At 48.4% G+C, this 19374-nt stretch carries 12 protein-coding genes; 9 read left to right on the top strand and 3 right to left on the bottom strand.

All coding sequences use genetic code 11. The features are described 5' to 3' along the window. Positions 1 to 301: 301 nt before the first annotated feature. From BLW68_RS15025 to BLW68_RS15000, 6 genes are all read left to right on the top strand, one after another. Positions 302 to 1606, top strand: a complete 1305-nt coding sequence (locus tag BLW68_RS15025) for a PqiA/YebS family transporter subunit (protein WP_092795112.1) — start codon at positions 302 to 304, stop codon at positions 1604 to 1606. Then, positions 1590 to 3257 carry an intermembrane transport protein PqiB gene (gene pqiB, locus BLW68_RS15020; protein WP_092795110.1) on the top strand — a complete coding sequence of 556 codons (1668 nt, stop codon included), beginning with the start codon at positions 1590 to 1592 and terminating at the stop codon, positions 3255 to 3257. Before BLW68_RS15025 ends, pqiB begins: the two co-directional genes overlap by 17 nt. After that, a complete protein-coding gene (locus BLW68_RS15015) occupies positions 3254 to 3799 on the top strand; it encodes a PqiC family protein (RefSeq protein ID WP_092795109.1) in 546 nt (181 codons plus the stop codon). The genes pqiB and BLW68_RS15015 overlap by 4 nt, the downstream gene beginning before the upstream one ends. A gap of 273 nt (positions 3800 to 4072) precedes the next feature. Continuing rightward, positions 4073 to 4312: an OadG family transporter subunit gene (locus tag BLW68_RS15010; RefSeq protein WP_092795107.1), complete on the top strand. Its 240-nt coding sequence runs from the start codon at positions 4073 to 4075 to the stop codon at positions 4310 to 4312. Positions 4313 to 4324: 12 nt separating this feature from the next. Then, a complete protein-coding gene (oadA, locus tag BLW68_RS15005) occupies positions 4325 to 6106 on the top strand; it encodes a sodium-extruding oxaloacetate decarboxylase subunit alpha (RefSeq protein ID WP_092795106.1) in 1782 nt (593 codons plus the stop codon). 19 nt (positions 6107 to 6125) lie between these two features. Next, positions 6126 to 7256 carry a sodium ion-translocating decarboxylase subunit beta gene (locus BLW68_RS15000; RefSeq protein WP_092795104.1) on the top strand — a complete coding sequence of 377 codons (1131 nt, stop codon included), beginning with the start codon at positions 6126 to 6128 and terminating at the stop codon, positions 7254 to 7256. A 77-nt stretch (positions 7257 to 7333) separates the two neighbouring features. Here BLW68_RS15000 and BLW68_RS14995 read toward each other — a convergent pair whose 3' ends face one another. Further along, positions 7334 to 8680: a peptidoglycan DD-metalloendopeptidase family protein gene (locus BLW68_RS14995; protein WP_092795103.1), complete on the bottom strand. Its 1347-nt coding sequence runs from the start codon at positions 8678 to 8680 to the stop codon at positions 7334 to 7336. Between the two features lie 148 nt (positions 8681 to 8828). Here BLW68_RS14995 and tyrS point away from each other — a divergent pair, with 148 nt between their 5' ends. The 3 genes from tyrS (at position 8829) to BLW68_RS14980 (ending at position 15104) form a co-directional block, all read left to right on the top strand. Continuing rightward, on the top strand, positions 8829 to 10031 hold the full coding sequence (tyrS, locus tag BLW68_RS14990; protein WP_092795101.1) for a tyrosine--tRNA ligase: 1203 nt from the start codon (positions 8829 to 8831) through the stop codon (positions 10029 to 10031). 211 nt (positions 10032 to 10242) lie between these two features. Further along, complete coding sequence (locus BLW68_RS14985) at positions 10243 to 12372, top strand: TonB-dependent siderophore receptor (RefSeq protein ID WP_245728355.1); 2130 nt, start codon at positions 10243 to 10245, stop codon at positions 12370 to 12372. Between the two features lie 278 nt (positions 12373 to 12650). Continuing rightward, entirely contained in the window at positions 12651 to 15104 is a 2454-nt protein-coding gene (locus BLW68_RS14980) for a sensor domain-containing protein (RefSeq protein ID WP_092795099.1), read from the top strand. A 28-nt stretch (positions 15105 to 15132) separates the two neighbouring features. Here the strand turns inward: BLW68_RS14980 and BLW68_RS14975 are convergent, their stop codons facing one another. Together BLW68_RS14975 and BLW68_RS14970 are read right to left on the bottom strand one after the other, a co-directional pair. Then, entirely contained in the window at positions 15133 to 18252 is a 3120-nt protein-coding gene (locus tag BLW68_RS14975) for an efflux RND transporter permease subunit (RefSeq protein WP_092795097.1), read from the bottom strand. Then, a complete protein-coding gene (locus BLW68_RS14970; protein WP_092795095.1) occupies positions 18249 to 19325 on the bottom strand; it encodes an efflux RND transporter periplasmic adaptor subunit in 1077 nt (358 codons plus the stop codon). Before BLW68_RS14970 ends, BLW68_RS14975 begins: the two co-directional genes overlap by 4 nt. Positions 19326 to 19374: the final 49 nt, after the last annotated feature.

The following is a 19374-nucleotide window of genomic DNA, read 5'->3' as shown; positions in this document are numbered from 1 at the left end:
GTAGGGCAGGCGGCAGGATAGCCGCCTGTCATCCTCCTGCGTCCACCATATATGAAGAACCCGCTACGGCTAACGCCTTAGCGGGTTTTTTCATTCTGGCCGGGCACTACCACGTTTTATGCTAATTGTCAGGACGAAGATGCCAGTTTTTAAGCGCTAAATTCTGCCGCCTGCATCGCTAAGTGTCTGTGATTATGCTATAAATTGTATCCGAATTTGCATGGTTTTTTGCTCAGGCAGAGTTCAGCCTTAGTTTGCTAGAACCGTGTCACCGCGTAATAACAGGTAAGCCTGACACGTGATGATATCTGATACTTCAGCTGTACCTTTATCACAACCATTTAAGCCGCAAACGCTGTCTGGCGAGTTGGCATTATGCCGGCATTGTGATTTGGTTCAGTTAATGCCAGAGCTGGCACCGGGTGAGGAGGCAAGTTGCTCCCGCTGTGGTTTGCATCTGGATGCGCGTCATCCACAGCCGGTATTGCGGCCAGTGTTATATGCCGGTAGCGCATTATTTATGTTACTGCTGGCCAATTTATTCCCCTTTGTCAGTATGTTTGCTGCAGGCAACAGCAACGCGATGAATTTTTTTGATACGTCTTCAGTGTTGTTCTCAGAGCATCATCAGTGGCTGGCTATTCTGATCTGGCTGTTTATTCAGGCTGTGCCTGCGGCCTGTATGCTGGCTGTGTTGTATTTAAAGCTGGGTATGCTTTACACCTTGCCCGCCTGTACCTGGGTAGCCCGGGTACTGTACATGCTAAAGCCCTGGAGTATGGTAGACATTTTTCTGATGGGGCTGATTATCAGCTTTGTTAAATTAGTGGCCGATGCCGATATCTCACTGGGGCCCAGCTTCTGGGCTTTTTGCCTGTTTTGTCTGCTGCATCTGCGCACTTTTCAGGTTATTGACCGGCGCGAGCTGTGGTCAAAAATTGCACCCTATCCGATACCGCTGGTTGAGGCGCATGCCGGTAAAACCGGCTTACAGCAAAATTTAAAATTATGTCAGGTGTGTACCGCTTTAGTGCCGCTGGCGCAAAGCCACTGCAGCCGGTGCAATACTAAGGTGCGGATACGTCAGCGGGCCAGTGTGCAAAACACCATGGCGTTGTTGATTGCGGCCACACTGCTGTACATACCGGCCAATTTGCTGCCTATTATGCGTACTGTATCCTTTGGTGAGACAACCGACTCGACCATTATCAGTGGCCTGATACTAATGTGGCGGGATGGCGCTTATCCGGTGGCCATTATTATACTGATTGCCAGTGTGATAGTGCCGGTAGCTAAAATATTGATTATGTTCTGGTTATGTTATTTAACCCGATTACCCTTTTCGCGCCGCCAGCGCCATTCCAGCAAAATATATCGTTTGGTTGACTGGGTTGGCCGCTGGTCTATGGTGGATGTACTGGTGGTTGCTATTATGGCGGCGTTGGTACGGTTTGATTTGTTTATGAGTGTATATCCCGGAGTAGGGGCCTTGGTGTTTGCGGCTGTGGTGATCCTGACCATGCTGGCAGCACTGAGTTTTGACCCAAGATTACTCTGGGACCCATTGGCCGAACAAGAGGACGCCAGTTTTGACGCAACAACATAGTGCACAGGTAAGCCGGATAAAACAGTGGTCACCAATCTGGGTCGTGCCGATAGCGGCTGTTTTGATAGGTATCTGGATGCTGTACAACCATTACCAGCAGCAAGGTGCTTTACTCACCTTACTAACGGCTGACGCCGGAGGTATTGTTGCCGGAAAAACCCAGATCAAAAGCCGTAGTGTAGATGTAGGCCAGGTCGTGTCGGTTGAGCTTAGCGATGATTTAAAGCAAGTTATTATTAAAGCGCGGATGAAGCCGAATATTACTCCGCTGCTAAATACCGGCTCACAGTTTTGGGTGGTAAAACCACAGGTTGGCCGCGGCGGCATTACCGGTCTCAATACCCTGTTGTCAGGTGTTTATATAGAACTGCAGCCTGGCGATGCCGAAAAACAGCAACTGGAATACCCTCTGCTGGATGCGCCTCCGATTGCACCCGCTGATGCGCCGGGCGTAAGGGTGCTATTAAGTACAGCCGACAGCGGTGGGCTGGCGGTGGGCGATCCGGTATTGTATCGCGGTTATGAGGTTGGAACGGTAGAGCACAGTGAATTTGATTTGACGCTGCGCCGTACCCAATATCAGTTATATATCCGCGCGCCTTTTGATGTGCTGGTGTCAGAGAATGTTCGTTTCTGGCTTAGCAGTGGTTTCTCTGTAGATTTGTCGGCTGAAGGGTTGCAGGTGGATGTTGGCTCTGCCACTACCTTGCTCAGCGGTGGTGTCAGCTTTGATTTAATGCAGGGCTGGCCGGCAGGTGAAGCGGTAAATAATGGCGCTGAATTTCAGTTATTTCCGAATAAACAGAGTATTCAGGATGGTTTATACAGCGAATTTGTTGAGTACCTGCTGTTTTTTGACGAGTCTGTACGCGGTTTAAAAGCCGGTGCACCGGTAGAATACCGTGGTGTACGGGTGGGCACTGTTACCAGCGTGCCATTCTTTTTTTCTATTGATAAACCGTTTGAGGTTTCACTGCAACAGGGGATACCGGTGCTTATTCGTATTGAAGCCGGGCGTTTATATGAAAACCTAAGCTTAGCGCAACTGCGCCAGGAGCTGGAGAGAGCCGCACAACTAGGTATGCATGCGGCATTGAAAACCGGCAACCTGTTAACCGGTGCACTCTATATTGATCTGGATATAAGCCAGGATACAACGATAGATGTTGAACAACAGGCTATGCAGGCACAACAACTGGCGTTAAGCCAGAGTGCCGGTTACCCGATGTTACCCACTGCCCGTAGCGGCCTGAGCAATATTGAACAAAAAGTGCTGATGGCGCTGGATAAAATTAATAACCTGCCGGTTGAGCAGTTGTTGGTGCAAAGTGAGCAAACTATGCAAAGTACTGAGGTTTTGCTGCAAAATGCCAGCAAAATGGTCACTCAGCTGGATGCTTTGGTGTCTAGCCCTCAGGTGCAACAGTTGCCGGCGCAGTTGCAGCAAAGCCTGCAGGATTTACAACAGATGCTGGCCGGGTTAAGTCCGGGCTCAGTGGCTTACGACAGACTTAATGGTAACCTGCAAACCTTGGATCAAGTCTTACGTGAGCTGCAACCGGTACTCCATACGCTAAATCAGCAAAGTAATGCTCTGGTGTTTGAAGCTGATATTCCTAACGATCCTGAACCAAAGAGGGCAAAGCAATGAGATATATTACAGCGGCGCTGTTTTTGCTGTTAACGGGATGTGCCAGCCAACCTGCCAGTAGCTATTACCAGTTGCCAGCGGCGCCGGTAACGGTGGGTAGCTCAATGGCAGAAACGAAATCTCTTTATGTTGAGCCGGTGCAGGTAGCCAGTTATCTCAATGGCCGCGGGCTGGTATTGCAGTTATCTGATGTTGAACTGGTTACCGCGCGACAACATCTGTGGGCAGAGGCGCTGGATCAGCAATTACAACGGCAGTTACGCGATAGGGTGGTGGCACAAACGTCAGGTTATGCTGCAGTGTTGCAGGCCCGGCCCGACACCGTGCGTATTTCTGTGCAGTTGGATCAGTTTCATGGCCTGGCGGATGGGCATGCTATTGTCAGTGGCCGCTTTGCCGTGAGCACGCAGCAAGGCTCGCAGCCATTTAATATTCGTATCGCATTAACTGACGATGGTTACCCCGCGTTGGTGCAGGCGCTGGGGCAGGCAGTGCAACAGCTTAGCCAACAAATCACCCGGCAATTGACTGGCGCGGCATAATTCACAGCTGCTTATTAGCTTAATGCGATAAGCAGCTGCTATCATTTATTCAGATGGCTAGACATTTGAATGTCTTTACGTGTAGTGTACGCATGTTATGCAAATTGTTAGCATAAATAGCAGCTATCACGGAGTTTTATTTAGCGTACTAGCGTTAACTGCGCATAATGCAGGGTCGGCCGGATAAAATCAGGCTGAGCCGGCAGTGTTCAACTATTCTGACTATACCTGTGTGTGTCAGCAAGGTGCAGCCAACTGAAGGAGAAAACGGCTATGGTCGCAGAATTATTATGGGAAGCCGCAAACCTGATGTTAATTGGTATGGTGGCGGTGTTTGCCTTCTTATTACTGCTGGTGTTTGTTGTGCAGCTATTAAGCGCCGTTATGCAGCGTTATTTCCCGGTGAAAACCACAGATAAAACTACCAGAGTAGAGAGTGGCAGCAGCGGCCCCAGCCCGGCAGTCATTGCCGCTATTTCCGGCGCTATACATCAGTATCGCCAACAACAATAAGAGGACTCAGGCATGAGCAAGCCATTATTACTTACTGAACTTGTGCTGCGCGATGCGCATCAGTCATTACTGGCAACCCGGTTACGGCTGGAAGATATGCTGCCTATTGCGGCCAAGCTGGATAAAGTGGGCTATTGGTCGATGGAGTCCTGGGGCGGCGCTACCTTTGATGCCTGTATCCGTTATCTTGGCGAAGATCCCTGGCATCGTATCCGTGAACTGAAAAAAGCCATGCCTAATACCAAACAGCAAATGCTGCTGCGTGGGCAAAATTTATTAGGCTACCGCCACTACGCTGATGACGTGGTAACAGCCTTTGTTGAACGTGCACATGAAAATGGTGTTGATGTGTTTCGTATTTTCGACGCCATGAACGACATTCGCAACCTGCAAACCGCAGTTCAGGCTGCCATTAAGGTTGGCGCCCATGCCCAGGGTACCATTTCTTACACGGTTAGCCCGGTACACACTATTGATATGTGGGTAGATATGGCGCGGCAACTGGAAGACATGGGTTGTCATTCGGTATGCATTAAAGACATGGCCGGTTTGCTTAAACCCTACGAGTGTGAAGAACTGGTTACCCGTATTAAAGAAGCTACCAAAATTCCGCTGGCAATGCAGTGCCATGCCACCACGGGCTTAAGCACCGCCACCTATCAAAAAGCCATCGACGCCGGTATTGATATGCTGGACACCGCTATATCATCAATGAGTATGACCTATGGCCATAGCGCCACTGAAACTATGGTCGCTATTGTTGAAGGCACAGAGCGCGACACCGGGCTGAATTTAGAATTGTTGGCTGAGATTGCCGCTTATTTTCGTGATGTGCGGAAGAAATATGCTCAATTTGAAGGTTCATTAAAAGGCGTGGATGCCCGTATTTTGCTGGCGCAGGTGCCAGGTGGCATGCTAACCAATATGGAAAGCCAGCTAAAAGAGCAGGGCGCACTGGATAAACTGGACGCCGTGCTAAAAGAAATTCCCCATGTGCGCGAAGATCTGGGCTTTTTACCGCTGGTTACGCCCACATCACAAATAGTTGGCACTCAGGCGGTGTTAAATGTGCTTACCGGTGAGCGCTATAAAAGTATTACCAAAGAAACCGCCGGCGTTTTAAAAGGCGAATACGGCGCTACGCCGGCGCCGATGAATGCAGAGCTGCAGGCACGTGTATTGGCGGGTGCCAAAGCAATTACCTGCCGCCCTGCTGATTTGCTGCAGCCAGAGCTGGATAAATTGCAGGAAGAACTTAGCAGCCTCTCTAAAAGCGAGAATATCCGGCTGGCGGATCAGCAGATTGATGATGTGCTGACCTATGCGTTATTTCCGCAGGTGGGCTTAAAATTTCTGAAGAACCGTGATAACCCGGCGGCGTTTGAACCGGTACCAGAGCAGGAAAGTACAGATAGTAAGAAGGTGCCTGCCAAAGCCAAGACAGTTCAGAGCGGCCCCGCCAGCTATAGCGTGCGGGTAGATGGCAAGGTATATGAAGTTGAGGTTGCCCCAACGGGCGAGCTAAGTTCGGTTAAACCTGTGGTGTCAGAAAATATCCCCGGCAGCGCTTCAGTTACCGGCAGTGCCACGTTAAACGCACCACTGGCGGGCAATATCTGGAAAATTGTCACTAAAGTCGGTGCTAATGTTAAACGCGGCGATGTGGTGATTATTATGGAAGCGATGAAAATGGAAACCGAAGTGCGGGCAGTATCTGACGGTACTGTGGTCAATATTCATGTTGCGGCAGGTGATGCAGTTAGCACCGGCGATGTACTGATCAGCTTTGACTAGACTGAACTGAGGAATTTTCATGGACGCTGTTGCAACCTTAATCGCTTCAACCGGTTTGGTGCATTTTACTGCCGGTCAGGTCGTGATGATGCTGGTCGGTTTTATCCTGCTTTATCTGGCGATTGCCCGCGGTTTTGAGCCCCTGCTGTTACTGCCTATTGGTTTTGGGGCCATACTGACCAACATACCGCTGGCGGGTATGGGCGACCCGGGTGGCTTGTTGTATATGATTTATGATGTTGGCATCAGCACCGGCATTTTTCCGCTGCTGATTTTTATGGGAGTTGGCGCATTAACTGATTTTGGCGCCTTAATTGCCAACCCAAGAATGCTGTTGTTAGGTGCGGCGGCGCAGTTTGGTATTTTTGCTACCTTGTTAGGTGCTGTGGCATTAAATGCGGTACCGGGTTTAAGTTTTACGCTAAAAGAAGCCTCGGCCATTGCCATTATTGGTGGTGCAGATGGCCCCACAGCCATTTTCCTGGCCTCCCGGCTGGCACCTGATTTACTCGGTGCTATTGCGGTAGCCGCGTACTCTTATATGGCGCTGGTGCCTATTATCCAGCCGCCGATTATGCGTGCCTTAACTACTAAAGCCGAACGTAATATTCAAATGGTGCAACTGCGTACCGTTAGTAAGAAAGAAAAGATTATTTTTCCGCTGGCGGTATTGCTGCTGACTATTTTATTGCTGCCAAGTGCTGCGCCGCTGATTGGCATGTTCTGTCTGGGTAACCTGATGCGTGAATCGGGAGTGGTAGACCGGTTAAGCAAAACAGCCCAAAACGAGCTGATTAATATTGTGACCATTTTCCTTGGCCTTGCCGTAGGCTCAAGGCTTAGTGCAGATAAGTTTTTAACGCTGCAAACACTGGGTATTTTAGTGCTGGGTGCAGTTGCCTTTGCCATAGGTACGGCTTCTGGTGTCATAATGGCGAAGATTATGGCTAAGTTCTCCAAGCAGCCAATTAACCCGTTAATTGGTGCGGCCGGGGTGTCTGCAGTGCCCATGGCAGCGCGGGTGGTCAATAAGGTGGGGCTGGAAGCTAACCCGCATAACTTCTTGCTGATGCATGCCATGGGCCCCAATGTAGCAGGTGTAATTGGCTCTGCTGTTGCAGCCGGTATTTTACTGGCACTGGTTGGTTAGACAGATAAACCGACAGATAAAAAAGCCCGGTTCATTTGACCGGGCTTTTTTAATGGGGCTATTTTAATGGTTGTCAGTCAAGGTGCTGCGGTTGCGTCTGTGGCAGTTTTCGCCAGCAGTACCCGCTCTTTAGTCGCCAGCTGGGCAATTATCTGCTGTGCCTGTTGGCTGAATAATTGTTTTTCCTTGCCTTGCAGCGGTGTGGCTTGCGGTAACTTAACGGTTCTTGGGTTACGGTGCACGCCATCAATAACAAACTCATAGTGTAAGTGCGCGCCGGTAACCCGGCCTGTTGCGCCCAAACGGCCAATTGCCTGGCCCTGACGCACTCTGTCACCTTGTTTAACATCACGACGTGACAGATGCAGGTACTTTGTCACAATATTATTGGCATGCTGAATAAATACATAGTGGCCATTAACGTTGTTGTAGGTAGACGCAATAACACGGCCGTCACCTGCAGCCATAATCGGCGTGCCTACAGGAGCAACATAATCTACACCGTTATGGGCGCGCACTGTGCCCAGCACCGGGTGTAACCGGCGCGGGTTAAAGTTTGAGCTGACATACTGAAAGCTAACCGGTGCACGTAAAAATGCCTGGCGCATGCTGGCGCCATCGGGTTTGTAGTAGTTACCGTCAGTATGGCGTACGGCCTGATACACATGCCCCTGGTTCTGGAACTGCGCAGCAACAATATTACCGTTGCTGATAAACTCACCGTCAACATATTGGGTTTCGTACAATACGCTGAAGCTGTCGCCACCGCGGATGTCTAAACCAAAGTCGATATCCCAGCCAAAAATACCGGCCAGGCTCATAATTTGCGCTTCACTTAAGCCTGCTTCTATGCCCGCACTCCAGAAATTACTGCGAATTTCTGCACTGGCAAACTGGCTACGTAGCTCAACTTCTTTTTTCAGCTCTTCGGCTACAAAGTTACCTTCAGCATTACGGCTCACACGTAAAGTGGTTAAGTGGTTCAGCGCATAGCGTAATTCCTGCAACTCGCCCGTTTCGTTTAAACCAAATTCAAGTTGCTCGCCCGGAAACAGCCGGGTCAGAGTTTTTACGCTATTACCCAATGCCAGTACGTCCAGCATAACCTGTTGGCTGATATTGGCTTTTTTGAACAGGGCTGACAGCGCATCGCCTTTTTGTACCTGCAGCACAGACCAGTTTAACGACAGATCCTCTTCTGGCAGAGCAGGTAATTCAGAAATGGCTTGCTCAAGGGTTAAATCTTCAGCGCTTTGTGGAATATCCAGGCTGTAGCGTTTGCCTATTTCCAGACTGTCGCTTTTACTGCCTTTAGAGGCAGAGGCCTGTTCTGATGGTAATAATAAAACAATAGATAAGAACACCGAAGTGGCGACAATTAAGACGCGGTGTTGTTTGGGTATTTTAGTTACTAATTGGCGCATAATGCTAGTCTTGGCTCAGGAAATGCACAAAAACCGAGCATATACCGTTTTTTTGCCTGACACCAGACTTTTGTGCGTTTCCCCCAGCCTGAACATGCTATAGAATGCGGTTTCTTTGCGCAATCAGGTTAAAAATCAGGAGACTAAAATGGCGGACTGGGAACTGGCTTTAGCTGAATTAAAACGCGGCTGCGAAGAAATTCTGCTGGAAGAAGAGCTAATTGCCAAGTTAAAAGAGGGCAAGCCTTTAAAAATAAAGGCCGGCTTTGACCCAACAGCACCAGATTTACACCTTGGTCATACCGTTTTGATCAATAAATTGCGGGCTTTTCAGCAGTTAGGCCATGAGGTGATTTTTCTGATCGGTGATTTCACCGGCATGATTGGTGATCCAAGCGGAAAAAACGTCACCCGCAAACCGCTAAGCCGTGAAGACGTGCTGGCCAATGCCGAAACTTATAAAGAGCAGGTGTTTAAAATACTCGACCCGGCTAAAACCCGCGTAGCATTTAACTCAGAGTGGATGGGCGAGCTGGGCGCAGCTGGTATGATTAAGCTGGCATCGCGCCAAACCGTGGCACGTATGCTGGAGCGCGATGATTTTAAAAAGCGCTTTGCGAACAATCAATCAATTGCCATTCATGAGTTTTTATACCCGCTGGTACAAGGCTGGGATTCTGTGGCGTTACAAGCCGATGTTGAAATGGGCGGAACCGATCAGCGCTTTAACCTGTTGATGGGCCGTGAGCTGCAAAAAGATGAAGGCCAGCGTCCACAAACTGTGATGATGGTACCGCTGCTGGAAGGCCTGGATGGCGTGCAGAAAATGTCGAAGTCTTTGGGCAACTATGTTGGTATTACCGATGCCCCGAATGACATGTTCGGCAAAATTATGTCTGTTTCAGACGAACTGATGTGGCGCTACTACGATTTGCTCAGCTTTAAGCCGGTTGAACAAATTACGGCATTAAAGCAGCAGGTTGCCGATGGTGCTAACCCGCGCGACATTAAAATTATCCTGGCAAAAGAAATTATTGCCCGTTTTCACGATGAAGCTGCTGCAGAGGCAGCGCATCTGGACTTTACCCAGCGCTTTAGTAAAAACGCCTTACCGGAAGATATTCCCGACGTTAGGGTAAGCTGTGATGCCGACGCTATGCCGATTGCCAACCTGCTAAAAGAAGCCGGTTTGGTTGACAGCACCTCAGAAGCTATTCGTATGATTAAGCAAGGTGCGGTAAAACTAAACGGTGAAACCCGGATTGAAGATGCCAAGCTGGAAGTGGTAAAAGGCAGTACAGAGATTTATCAGGTAGGAAAACGCAAGTTCGCCCGTATTACATTGATATAGTTAAAAAATAAGCTCCGATGGCCTGAATGTCAGCGGAGCTTAATATTACGCCTCCGCCTACAGCTGTATCATTAATGCAAACCTTATTGATAATCGTTGCTATTTAAAATAAAATGCAACTTCCTCATGCAGTCAAAGGTTTGTTTCCATGTCTACTATTCAATTCCGCTTGTTGCCGGTTGCTACGGCGGTATCGCTGGCAATCGTGACCATGTCATCTGCTGATGCTTTTGCTGAAGAACAAAGCAGTAAAGCAGTAGAAAGGCTTGAAGTTAAAGGCTCTTACACCGTAAACGAAGTTGTTGACACGGCAACCGGCCTTGGGCTGACACTGCGTGAAACGCCACAGTCCGTGAGTATCATTACTGAACAACGGATGCGTGATCAAAATATGAATACTATTTTGGACACGGTAAAACATTCTGTAGGTGTATCTTCTAATGAGTTGGATAACGTACGTAGCTCGTTTAGAGCACGTGGCTTTGACGTGAGTAACTATCAAATCGACGGTGTACCTATTGCCTGGAGTTTAGCTGGTGATGCGGGTGAAACAGTAGCCGATGTTTCGTTATATGAGCGAGTAGAATTTGTACGCGGCGCTACAGGGTTATTAACGGGTGCTGGTGATCCATCTGCTTCTATTAACCTAGTGCGCAAACATGCCAATAGCACAGATCTGACCGGTTATGTGAATGTTGCCGTAGGTCGTTGGGACAAACAACAAGTTACCGCTGATGTGAGCAATGGGTTAAATGACTCAGGCAGTATTCGTGGCCGGGTTGTAGGTAAATATGTAAAAGGTGATTCGTACTGGGATCAGTATGAAGAAGATACCAGCGTATTGTACGGGGTATTAGAAGCCGATTTAACCAATTCAACACTATTACGGGTTGGTGCGAGCTATCAAAATCGCGACCCTAAAGCGGCAACCTGGGGGGCTTTGCCAGGTGTGTTTAGCGATGGCAGTCTAGCTGTTTGGGATCGCTCTAAAACGTCGGGTGCCGACTGGACTCGCTGGGAAACCACCAATACTAACTATTTTGTGAATATTAATCATGGGTTTAGCAATGGTTGGCAGTTAGTGGCTAACTATAACCGTATGGAATACGAAAAAGACTCCAAATTGTTGTACATAAGCGGCCCTTTCAATTTGGATACTGGTCAGTATGAAGGCTTAGATAAAGAAACGGGCTCTGGATTGAATGTTCAGCGCTACCGGGCTTATGGTGAAACAAAGCAAGATAGTTTTGATATTCAACTAAAAGGCGATTACCAGCTGTTTTCGCAGCAACATGAGTTTGTTGTAGGCGCTATTAGTAGCAAGCAAGCTATTGAGACTGATTCATATCAGCCGTTAGGTGGTGGAATTTGTGGTGGTTATGATTGTATACCGGTAAGTAATTTCTACAACTGGAACAGTCTGGCCGAGTTAGCAGAGCCGGCATGGGATGAAACTCCAGTACGCGCTGAAGATGTGACCATTAACCAAAAAGGCCTTTACGCAGCTACCCGTATTGCTGCAACCGATAGCTTAAAGTTTATTGTTGGTGGCCGTATCTCTAACTGGGACCGTGCAGGTTTATGGTACAGCGCTAATGAAGATTTTGGTGACACAGGCGTATTTTTGCCTTACTTAGGCGCGTTGTATGATCTGACTGAGCAACACCGGATTTATGCGAGCTACACCGAAATTTTTAAAGTGCAAAATGCTTATGATGCCAATGATCGTATCCTCGACCCGTTGGAAGGAAAAAGCTATGAGCTGGGCTTGAAAAGTACCTTCTTAAACGATCGTTTACACACAACCGTAGCTATCTTCCAAATCAATCAAGATAACTTGGCTGAATCAACAGGTAGTGTGGGCCCTGGTAACCGCCCAGTTTCCAGAGCAATTGATGGTACCGAGAGTAAAGGCTTTGAGTTAGAGGTTGTTGGTAAACCAGTTGATGGCTGGAATATCAGTGCTGGCTATTCGCAATTTAAAGCCGAAGATAGCTATGGTAACGAGGTAAATACCGATAGCCCACGTAAGCAGTTTAAGTTGTTTACCACCTATCAGTTCTTAGATGTCTTGCCAGAATTAACCATTGGTGGTGGTGTTAATTGGCAAAGTGATACATACAAGACAGATGGTACCTTGCGTTTAGAGCAAAAAGCCTATGCTTTGGTTGATTTGATGGCGCGTTATGATATTGCCGATAATATGAACCTGCAATTTAACGTCGCTAACTTGTTTGACAAAGAATACTATAACTATATGACGGTATTTGATGTTGCCTATACGCAGTATCGCTATGGCACACCACGTAATGTTACCGTTAGTTTTAACTACGCTTTTTAACTAACGTACATTCTAAAGTCAGCGATATTTAAGCGCGTTATACAGATTGCCCGGCAGGGCAATCTGTTTTTGCTGTCCCATCACCCTGCGCCATTATTGCTGCTGGCGAAAGCTCACTCCCCCGCATAGCCCCGGCCTGAAACTGGCTGACACACTCTTTTTGTTGGCACAGTGGAAAAACAGCCACTTCACTTCTAAAGTTGTAACACTTGTCAATAAACTACAGTATAAATTAGCGGTTTATTGAATTAGCTTATAACAACAAGGTTACGCAGGGTATGGATACTTTTGAGCTTAGTCAGCTGCAGGATGCCATAGTGCATTGTGCAGTTGATGCCATTATTGTTATTGATCAGAAAGGTTTAATTTGCTTTTTCTCGCCCTCGGCAGAAAAATTGTTTGGTTATACTTCTGCCGAATGTGTCGGCCAGAATGTCCGTATGTTAATGCCGGAGCCATTTCATAGTGAGCATGACAGCTACCTGGCTAATTATGTTACGCGGGGTATGAGCGCCAAAATTATTGGCTCTGGCCGTAATGTACGGGGTAAACGCAAAGACGACAGCGTTTTTCCTATGCACCTCTCTGTGGGCGAAGCCAAAGCTGGCGTTAAACGCTATTTTGTTGGTATTTGTCATGATTTAACAGCATACGAAGCCAGCGTTAAAGCGCATCTTAGTTTACGCTCTATGCAGGATGCACTGCTGGAAGCTGCGGTAGATGGCATTATTTCTATTGATGAATGGGGCATAGTGCAAAGCTTTAACCGCGGCGCTGAGTTGTTATTTGGCTATAAAAAGCACGAAGTTATTGGCCAGAATGTCAGCATGCTGATGACCGCCGCGCACGGCAGCCGGCATGATAGTTATCTGCAAAATTATAAAGGCGGAGGTAAGGCTAAAATTATTGGCATTGGCCGCGATGTGCAGGCTCAGCGCAAAGACGGCTCAGTGTTTCCTATGCATTTATCGGTGGGCGAGTCGCATACTGAACATGGCCGGTTGTTTGTTGGCGTCTGCCATGATTTATCTGAGTTTAAAGCTGTATTGCAGCGGCTGACGTCTGCAGAGCAGCGTTATCGTGACATAGTCGAGAATCAAAAAGAGTTTATCTGTCGTTTAAGCAAAAATTCGCGACTTACCTTTGTTAACAATGCGTTTGGACGCCAGCTCAACCAGCAGGTTTTCCAGATGCTGGGTATTTCTATCTTTGAGTTTATTCATGCTGACGAGCGCTATAACGTTGAGTCGTTACTGGAGCAAATGCGCCATGCTGAACTGCCGCAAACAATTTCATTGCTGGTACGGATGCAGGGTGCTGATAACAGCATACATTGGGTTGACTGGACATTCAGCACATTAACCGGTAAAGCCAATTCGGTGGATGAAATTCAGGGGGTGGGTATTGATATTACAGAGCAGATAAAAGCAAAAAATCATGCGAAGTTTCTTACCAACTTTGATGCGTTAACGGGTTTATTAAACCGGGACGGTTTGCTGGAGCAGTTTAACCGGCGGCCTGATAAAACGCAGGCTTATGCTGTACTGTTTATTGACAGCCATCGCTTTCGCCTTATTAATGAGAAATATGGCCATGATTTTGGCGATCTAATGCTGATAGAGGCTGCCCACCGTTTACAAAGCATGCTGCCTGAAGGTTCTTTTGCCTGCCGTCCTGGCGCCGATGATTACATTTTGTTGGTGCCGGTTGAAGACCGCAGCAGCTTATTGTGTTTTGCCCAGTATTTGGTTGAACAATGTGCAGAGCCATACTGGCTGGCAAACCAGAAAATTTCCCCCTCGGTATGTATTGGTATCAGTACCTACCCGGATGATGACACCGATTTAAACGTACTGATCCGCCAGGCTGAGTCGGCCATGTTTGCAGCCAAGCAGCAGGCTTTGCCGTTAAGTATGTACCATGAAGATATTCACAATGCGTTGACCCGGCAACTTGAAATAGAGCAGGGGTTACGCCTGGCGCTGGAGCAGGATTTACTTAGCGTAGTGCTGCAGCCGAAGTACCATTTGTTAAGCAAAGAACTGGTGGGGTATGAAGCCTTAGTGCGCTGGCACGATGCTGAGCTGGGTTTTGTAGCGCCGGACATTTTTGTAGCCGTGGCAGAAGCGGTAAATCTGGGTAAAAAGCTCGATTGCTGGGTAATTAAAAGAGCGTTGCAGCAAATAAAACTATGGCGTCAGGCAGGTTTGCAGCCACAACCTGTTGCGGTAAACATTACTGCCAAACACTTTTCTGATCCGGCGCTAAACCAGTATGTGATAAATAAGCTGCAACTAATGGAATTACCGGCAGAATGCCTGCAACTTGAAATTACCGAAGGTGTAGCGATGGACAATTCACCGGCTATTTTGGAAAACCTGAATGCATTTCGCAGCGCAGGTATTAAAGTTGCGATTGATGATTTTGGTACCGGCTATTCTTCATTATCGTATCTTACATCCTTACCGATTGATTATATTAAGATCGATAAAACCTTTGTCCAGGCGCTGGAAAATGGTAATAACCTGAGCCTGGTTAAAGCTATGCTGGCAATGGCACAGGCAATAGATGTGGCTGTCATTGCTGAGGGCATTGAAACTGCAGCGCAGCAGGACTTACTGGCTGAGCTAGGCTGCGAGTTTGGCCAGGGCTATCTTTATGCCAGGCCAAGCAGCTTTGGTGATATTGAACGACAACTTTGTGCGATACAGCAGAGCGTGCCGCAGCATTAAATTTATAGCAGCTGCGGCACAGCGGTTGTCAGGCACGTTTTTTAAGCAACAGTGCAATATCGTCACTGCTACTTATTGGTTCTGCATTTTGCTCGGTTTTGCGTGGCCGCAGTTTTTCACCCAGTACGAGCATACATGGGGTTAAAAACAGGGTTAGCAGGGTGGCAAAGGTTAAACCGCCGGCGATGGCACTGGATAATTGCGTCCACCACTGGGTAGACGGTGCGCCAAACCCAAGGCTGGGTTCCAGCAGGTTTACATTTACGGCCAGTACCATTGGCATTAAACCCAGTACCGTAGTAATTGACGTTAACAGCACCGGGCGTAAGCGCAGGCAACCTGTTTCCAGTGCAGCCTCAAACGCCGATAAGCCGCTGTCACGCAGCTGATTGTAAGTGTCAATTAAAACGATATTGTTATTTACCACTATACCTGCCAGGCCAATAATACCCATACCCACCATAACTATGCCAAAGCTCTGGCCGTTAACCAGCAAGCCCAACAGAACACCGGCGGTGGAAAAGATAATGGCAGATAGAATCAGCAGGCTTTGGTACCAGCTATTAAACTGCACCAGTAAAATCATCAGCATCAGGAAGATAGCGGTAGCAAAAGCTCCCATCAGAAAGGTCATGGCTTCTTGCTGATCAGCACTTTCACCGGCGGTTTTAATATGCACGTTGTCAGGTAGTTTAATATCGCTTTTCAGCAGCGCCTGTAAGCGTTCGCCCACCTGATTTCCCGGTGCTAAATCACTTTTTATCGTTATAGCCCGGTTGCCGTCAATACGCTTAATGATGCTGGTTTTAGGGGCTGGCACCAGTTTGACAAAGTTGCTCAGTGGTACCTGACCCCGTTGAGTTTGAATGGTTAACCGGCCCAGTTGGTCTAAAGAACGCCAGTTTTCTGGAAAACGCACCCGAATATCGACTTCATCGCTGGCATACTCCGGGCGAAACTTGGCCAGCAACAAACCGTTACTGATCATTTGCACGGCATTACCTACTGTCAGCACATCGGCACCAAAACGGGCAGCGGCGGCGCGATCTACTTCTATGCGCCACTCTATACCAGGTAAGCTTCTATCATCTTCAATATCAACAAAGCCACCCATTTGCTGCATTTGGCTGATAATTTGCGTTACCGCCCGTTCAGTCGCTTCGGCTTCCATTGCACTTATCTGCAGCTCTATTGGCTTACCTGCGGCCGGGCCTTCCTGCTGCTGACGAAACTCCAGAATAATGCCGGGAATATCTTTGGTAAGTTCACGCATTTCGTTAAGAATATCGGCCGCGCGGCGCCGCTCGTACCAGTCAATAAACTGAAACTGCAAGGTACCTACCACATCAGGTGCCAGTTCGCCGCTACTACTGGCCAGCGAGCGGGCATAGAGTGCTTTTACTTCGGATAACCCCAGCAGGCGCTGTTCTACCTTTTGCAGCAGAATATCTTTTTCATAAATAGACATATCACCGCGGGCGCGCACCCATACCTGGGCTGATTCCGGCTCTACCGACGGGAAAAACTCCAGGCCGTGGTTGTATTTACCGTAGGTAAAAAAGATCAGTACCATAGCGCCAAGCATACCGGCAAAGGTCAGACCCGGGCGGCGTAACAACCGTGCCAGCAAGCCCCGATAGGCTTTACCTGCCCGGCTTTGTGCTACTTGGTGTGTGGGAGGCTGCGCTTTACTTAGCCCGCCCATTACCGGTAAGAAAATCAGCGCCATAAATAATGATGCCAGCAAACACAAAATAACGGTTGCTGGCAGGTATTTCATAAATTGGCCCACCACACCCGGCCAGAACAGCAGTGGCATAAATACCACAACAGTGGTAGCGGTAGAGGCGATAATAGGCCAGGCCATGCGTCCGGCAGCATTGGCCCAGGCTTGTTTCGGTTTTTGCCCTTCGGCCAGGTTGCGATCGGCCAGTTCGCTTACCACAATAGCGCCGTCTACCAACATACCGGCGACTAAAATCAGCGCAAACAGCACGATGATATTCATGGTATAGCCCAGCGCGTAAATCAGTAAAATACCGGCAAAGAACGCACCCGGAATAGTAATACCGACTAATACTGCCGAGCGTACACCCATGGTGGCTACAATCAGGAACAGCACCAGCACCACCGCGGTTAACACGTTGTTCAGCAGATCTGACAGCATGTTTTTCACTTCAGTAGACTGATCCATAATGTAGTTAATCTGCATACCTTCAGGAAAGGCTGCACTGGCTTGTTCAATCAGTACTTTGGTCTGTTCTATGGTGGAAATAATATTCGCGCCGCTACGTTTTTTCACTTCCAGTACTACTGCCGGCTGGCCATTAATACGGGCAAAACCGAGTGGATCTTTAAAACTGCGGCTGATGGTAGCTACATCGCCAAAAGTGATAACGGTATCGCCGTCGACCTTAATTGGCATCGACAATACATCGTCTAAGTTTTCAATAACGCCCGGCACTTTCATCGCCATACGGCCGGCACCGGTGTCTAAGCTACCGGCAGCAACCAGGCGGTTATTATTTGAAACCAGTGTGAACAGCTGCTGATAATCCAGACCGTAGCCTTCCAGCACCTGCGGATCTACCACTATTTCCAGTAAGTCTTCGCGGTCGCCGCCAATATCGACTTCCAGCACTTCAGGAATAGCCTCTATATTTTCCTGTAACTGGCGGGCGATAAATACCAGCTGGTTTTCTGATATCGGTCCGGATAAGCCCACTGACAATACCGGAAACAAGCCAACGTTAATTTCATTTACCGTGGGCTCATCTGCTTCGCTTGGTAGTTTAGCCCGGGCGGCATCAACTTTAACCCGCACATCAGCCAGTGCTTTGTCGGCGTCAAAACCGGCATCAAATTCCAGCATTACCGAGGCATGGCCTTCACTGGAGGTAGAAGTCATTTTTTTAATGCCTTCTAATGAGCGCAGTTCATGTTCCATCGGCCGCACCAGCAAGCGTTCACCATCTTCCGGGCTGATGCCGTCAAGCGACATCGACACGTACATCATCGGGATAGCAACATCGGGATTAGCTTCTTTGGGAATGGACTGATAGGCGGTAATACCGGCAATAAACAAGAACAGCAGTAACATTAAGCTGGCACGGCTGCGCTGAATTGCAGCCTGAATAATGCTATTCATGGCTTGGCTCCGGCAACCAGAACTTTATCACCAGCGCGGACAAAGCCGGCGCCCTGCGTAATAATTTGCGCCCGTTGTGGCAAGCCACTTACCCAGGCTCCGTCGTTATCAGCACTTAGTATCGCCACCGGATAAAACACCACCTGTTGCTGTTCGTCTACAACTGACACCCCAAGATGGCCACTGGTATCCAGGCTCAGCAGAGCGGGGGATATCCGGTGCGCTTGTACCGGCGCCAGCTGTACTTCAACAGTGGCGCTGCCACCGGCAATACGCAGTAAGTCAGGGTTGGCTACAGTCACTTCGATATAAAAACTGCGGGTGGCAGTATCGGCAGCGTAGCTGATAAAACTAAGCGTGCCGCTTAGCTCACGGCCTTCAAGTAAACGTAAAGTAACATTTTGGCCCAGCTTTAATGCTGAAATATGTTGCTGCGGAATTTGCGCCGTAACTTTAAGCTGGTCAATTTGTACCAGTTGCATCAGTTCGGTGCCGGTTTGAATTAAATCACCTACTTCAATATGGCGGCGATCTACCACACCATTAAACGGCGCTACCGGCTCAGTTTGTATTACAGCAAGCCGGGCAGTTTGCAGTTCAGCCTCTGCTTTAGCCATTTCGCTTTCCAGCCTGGTTAGCTCAGTGGCCGATAAAAACTTTGATTTCCCCAGTGTGCGGGCGCTTTCCAACTCGCTTTTGCGCAACTTCAGATTGGCCTGCGCCTGTGCCAGTAAGGCGGTACGGCTTTCATCAGACAACCGTAGCAGTTTGTCACCTTGTTTAACTGTGTCGCCTTGCTGTTTCAGTAAAGCTTCAACTGTGCCGGCCTGTTGCGATTTAATGCTTACTGTGCGCCAGGGCAATACCTGCCCCTGAGCAATTTGTTTTGCCTGATAGGGTTCGGCATCTGACCAGCGGGCTTCTACTCGTGACAACTCAATAACAGGGAGCTGTTGTTCTGCAGGCGCATCTGCTTTAGCGCTGTAATTGTCGCCGCTAAATAGCCAGAAAATAAGCGCCAGGCTTAATAACACAGCAATAACTACAGGGGAGAACGACAACTTTTTAAACATGAAAGATCCTTGGCAGCAGCAATAAACTCAGTGCAGTATAGCGTTAGAG

This window comes from Rheinheimera pacifica (assembly GCF_900108485.1).
In the GTDB taxonomy this organism is placed as follows: domain Bacteria; phylum Pseudomonadota; class Gammaproteobacteria; order Enterobacterales; family Alteromonadaceae; genus Alishewanella; species Alishewanella pacifica.
This window is presented reverse-complemented; position numbering and strand designations above follow the sequence as displayed.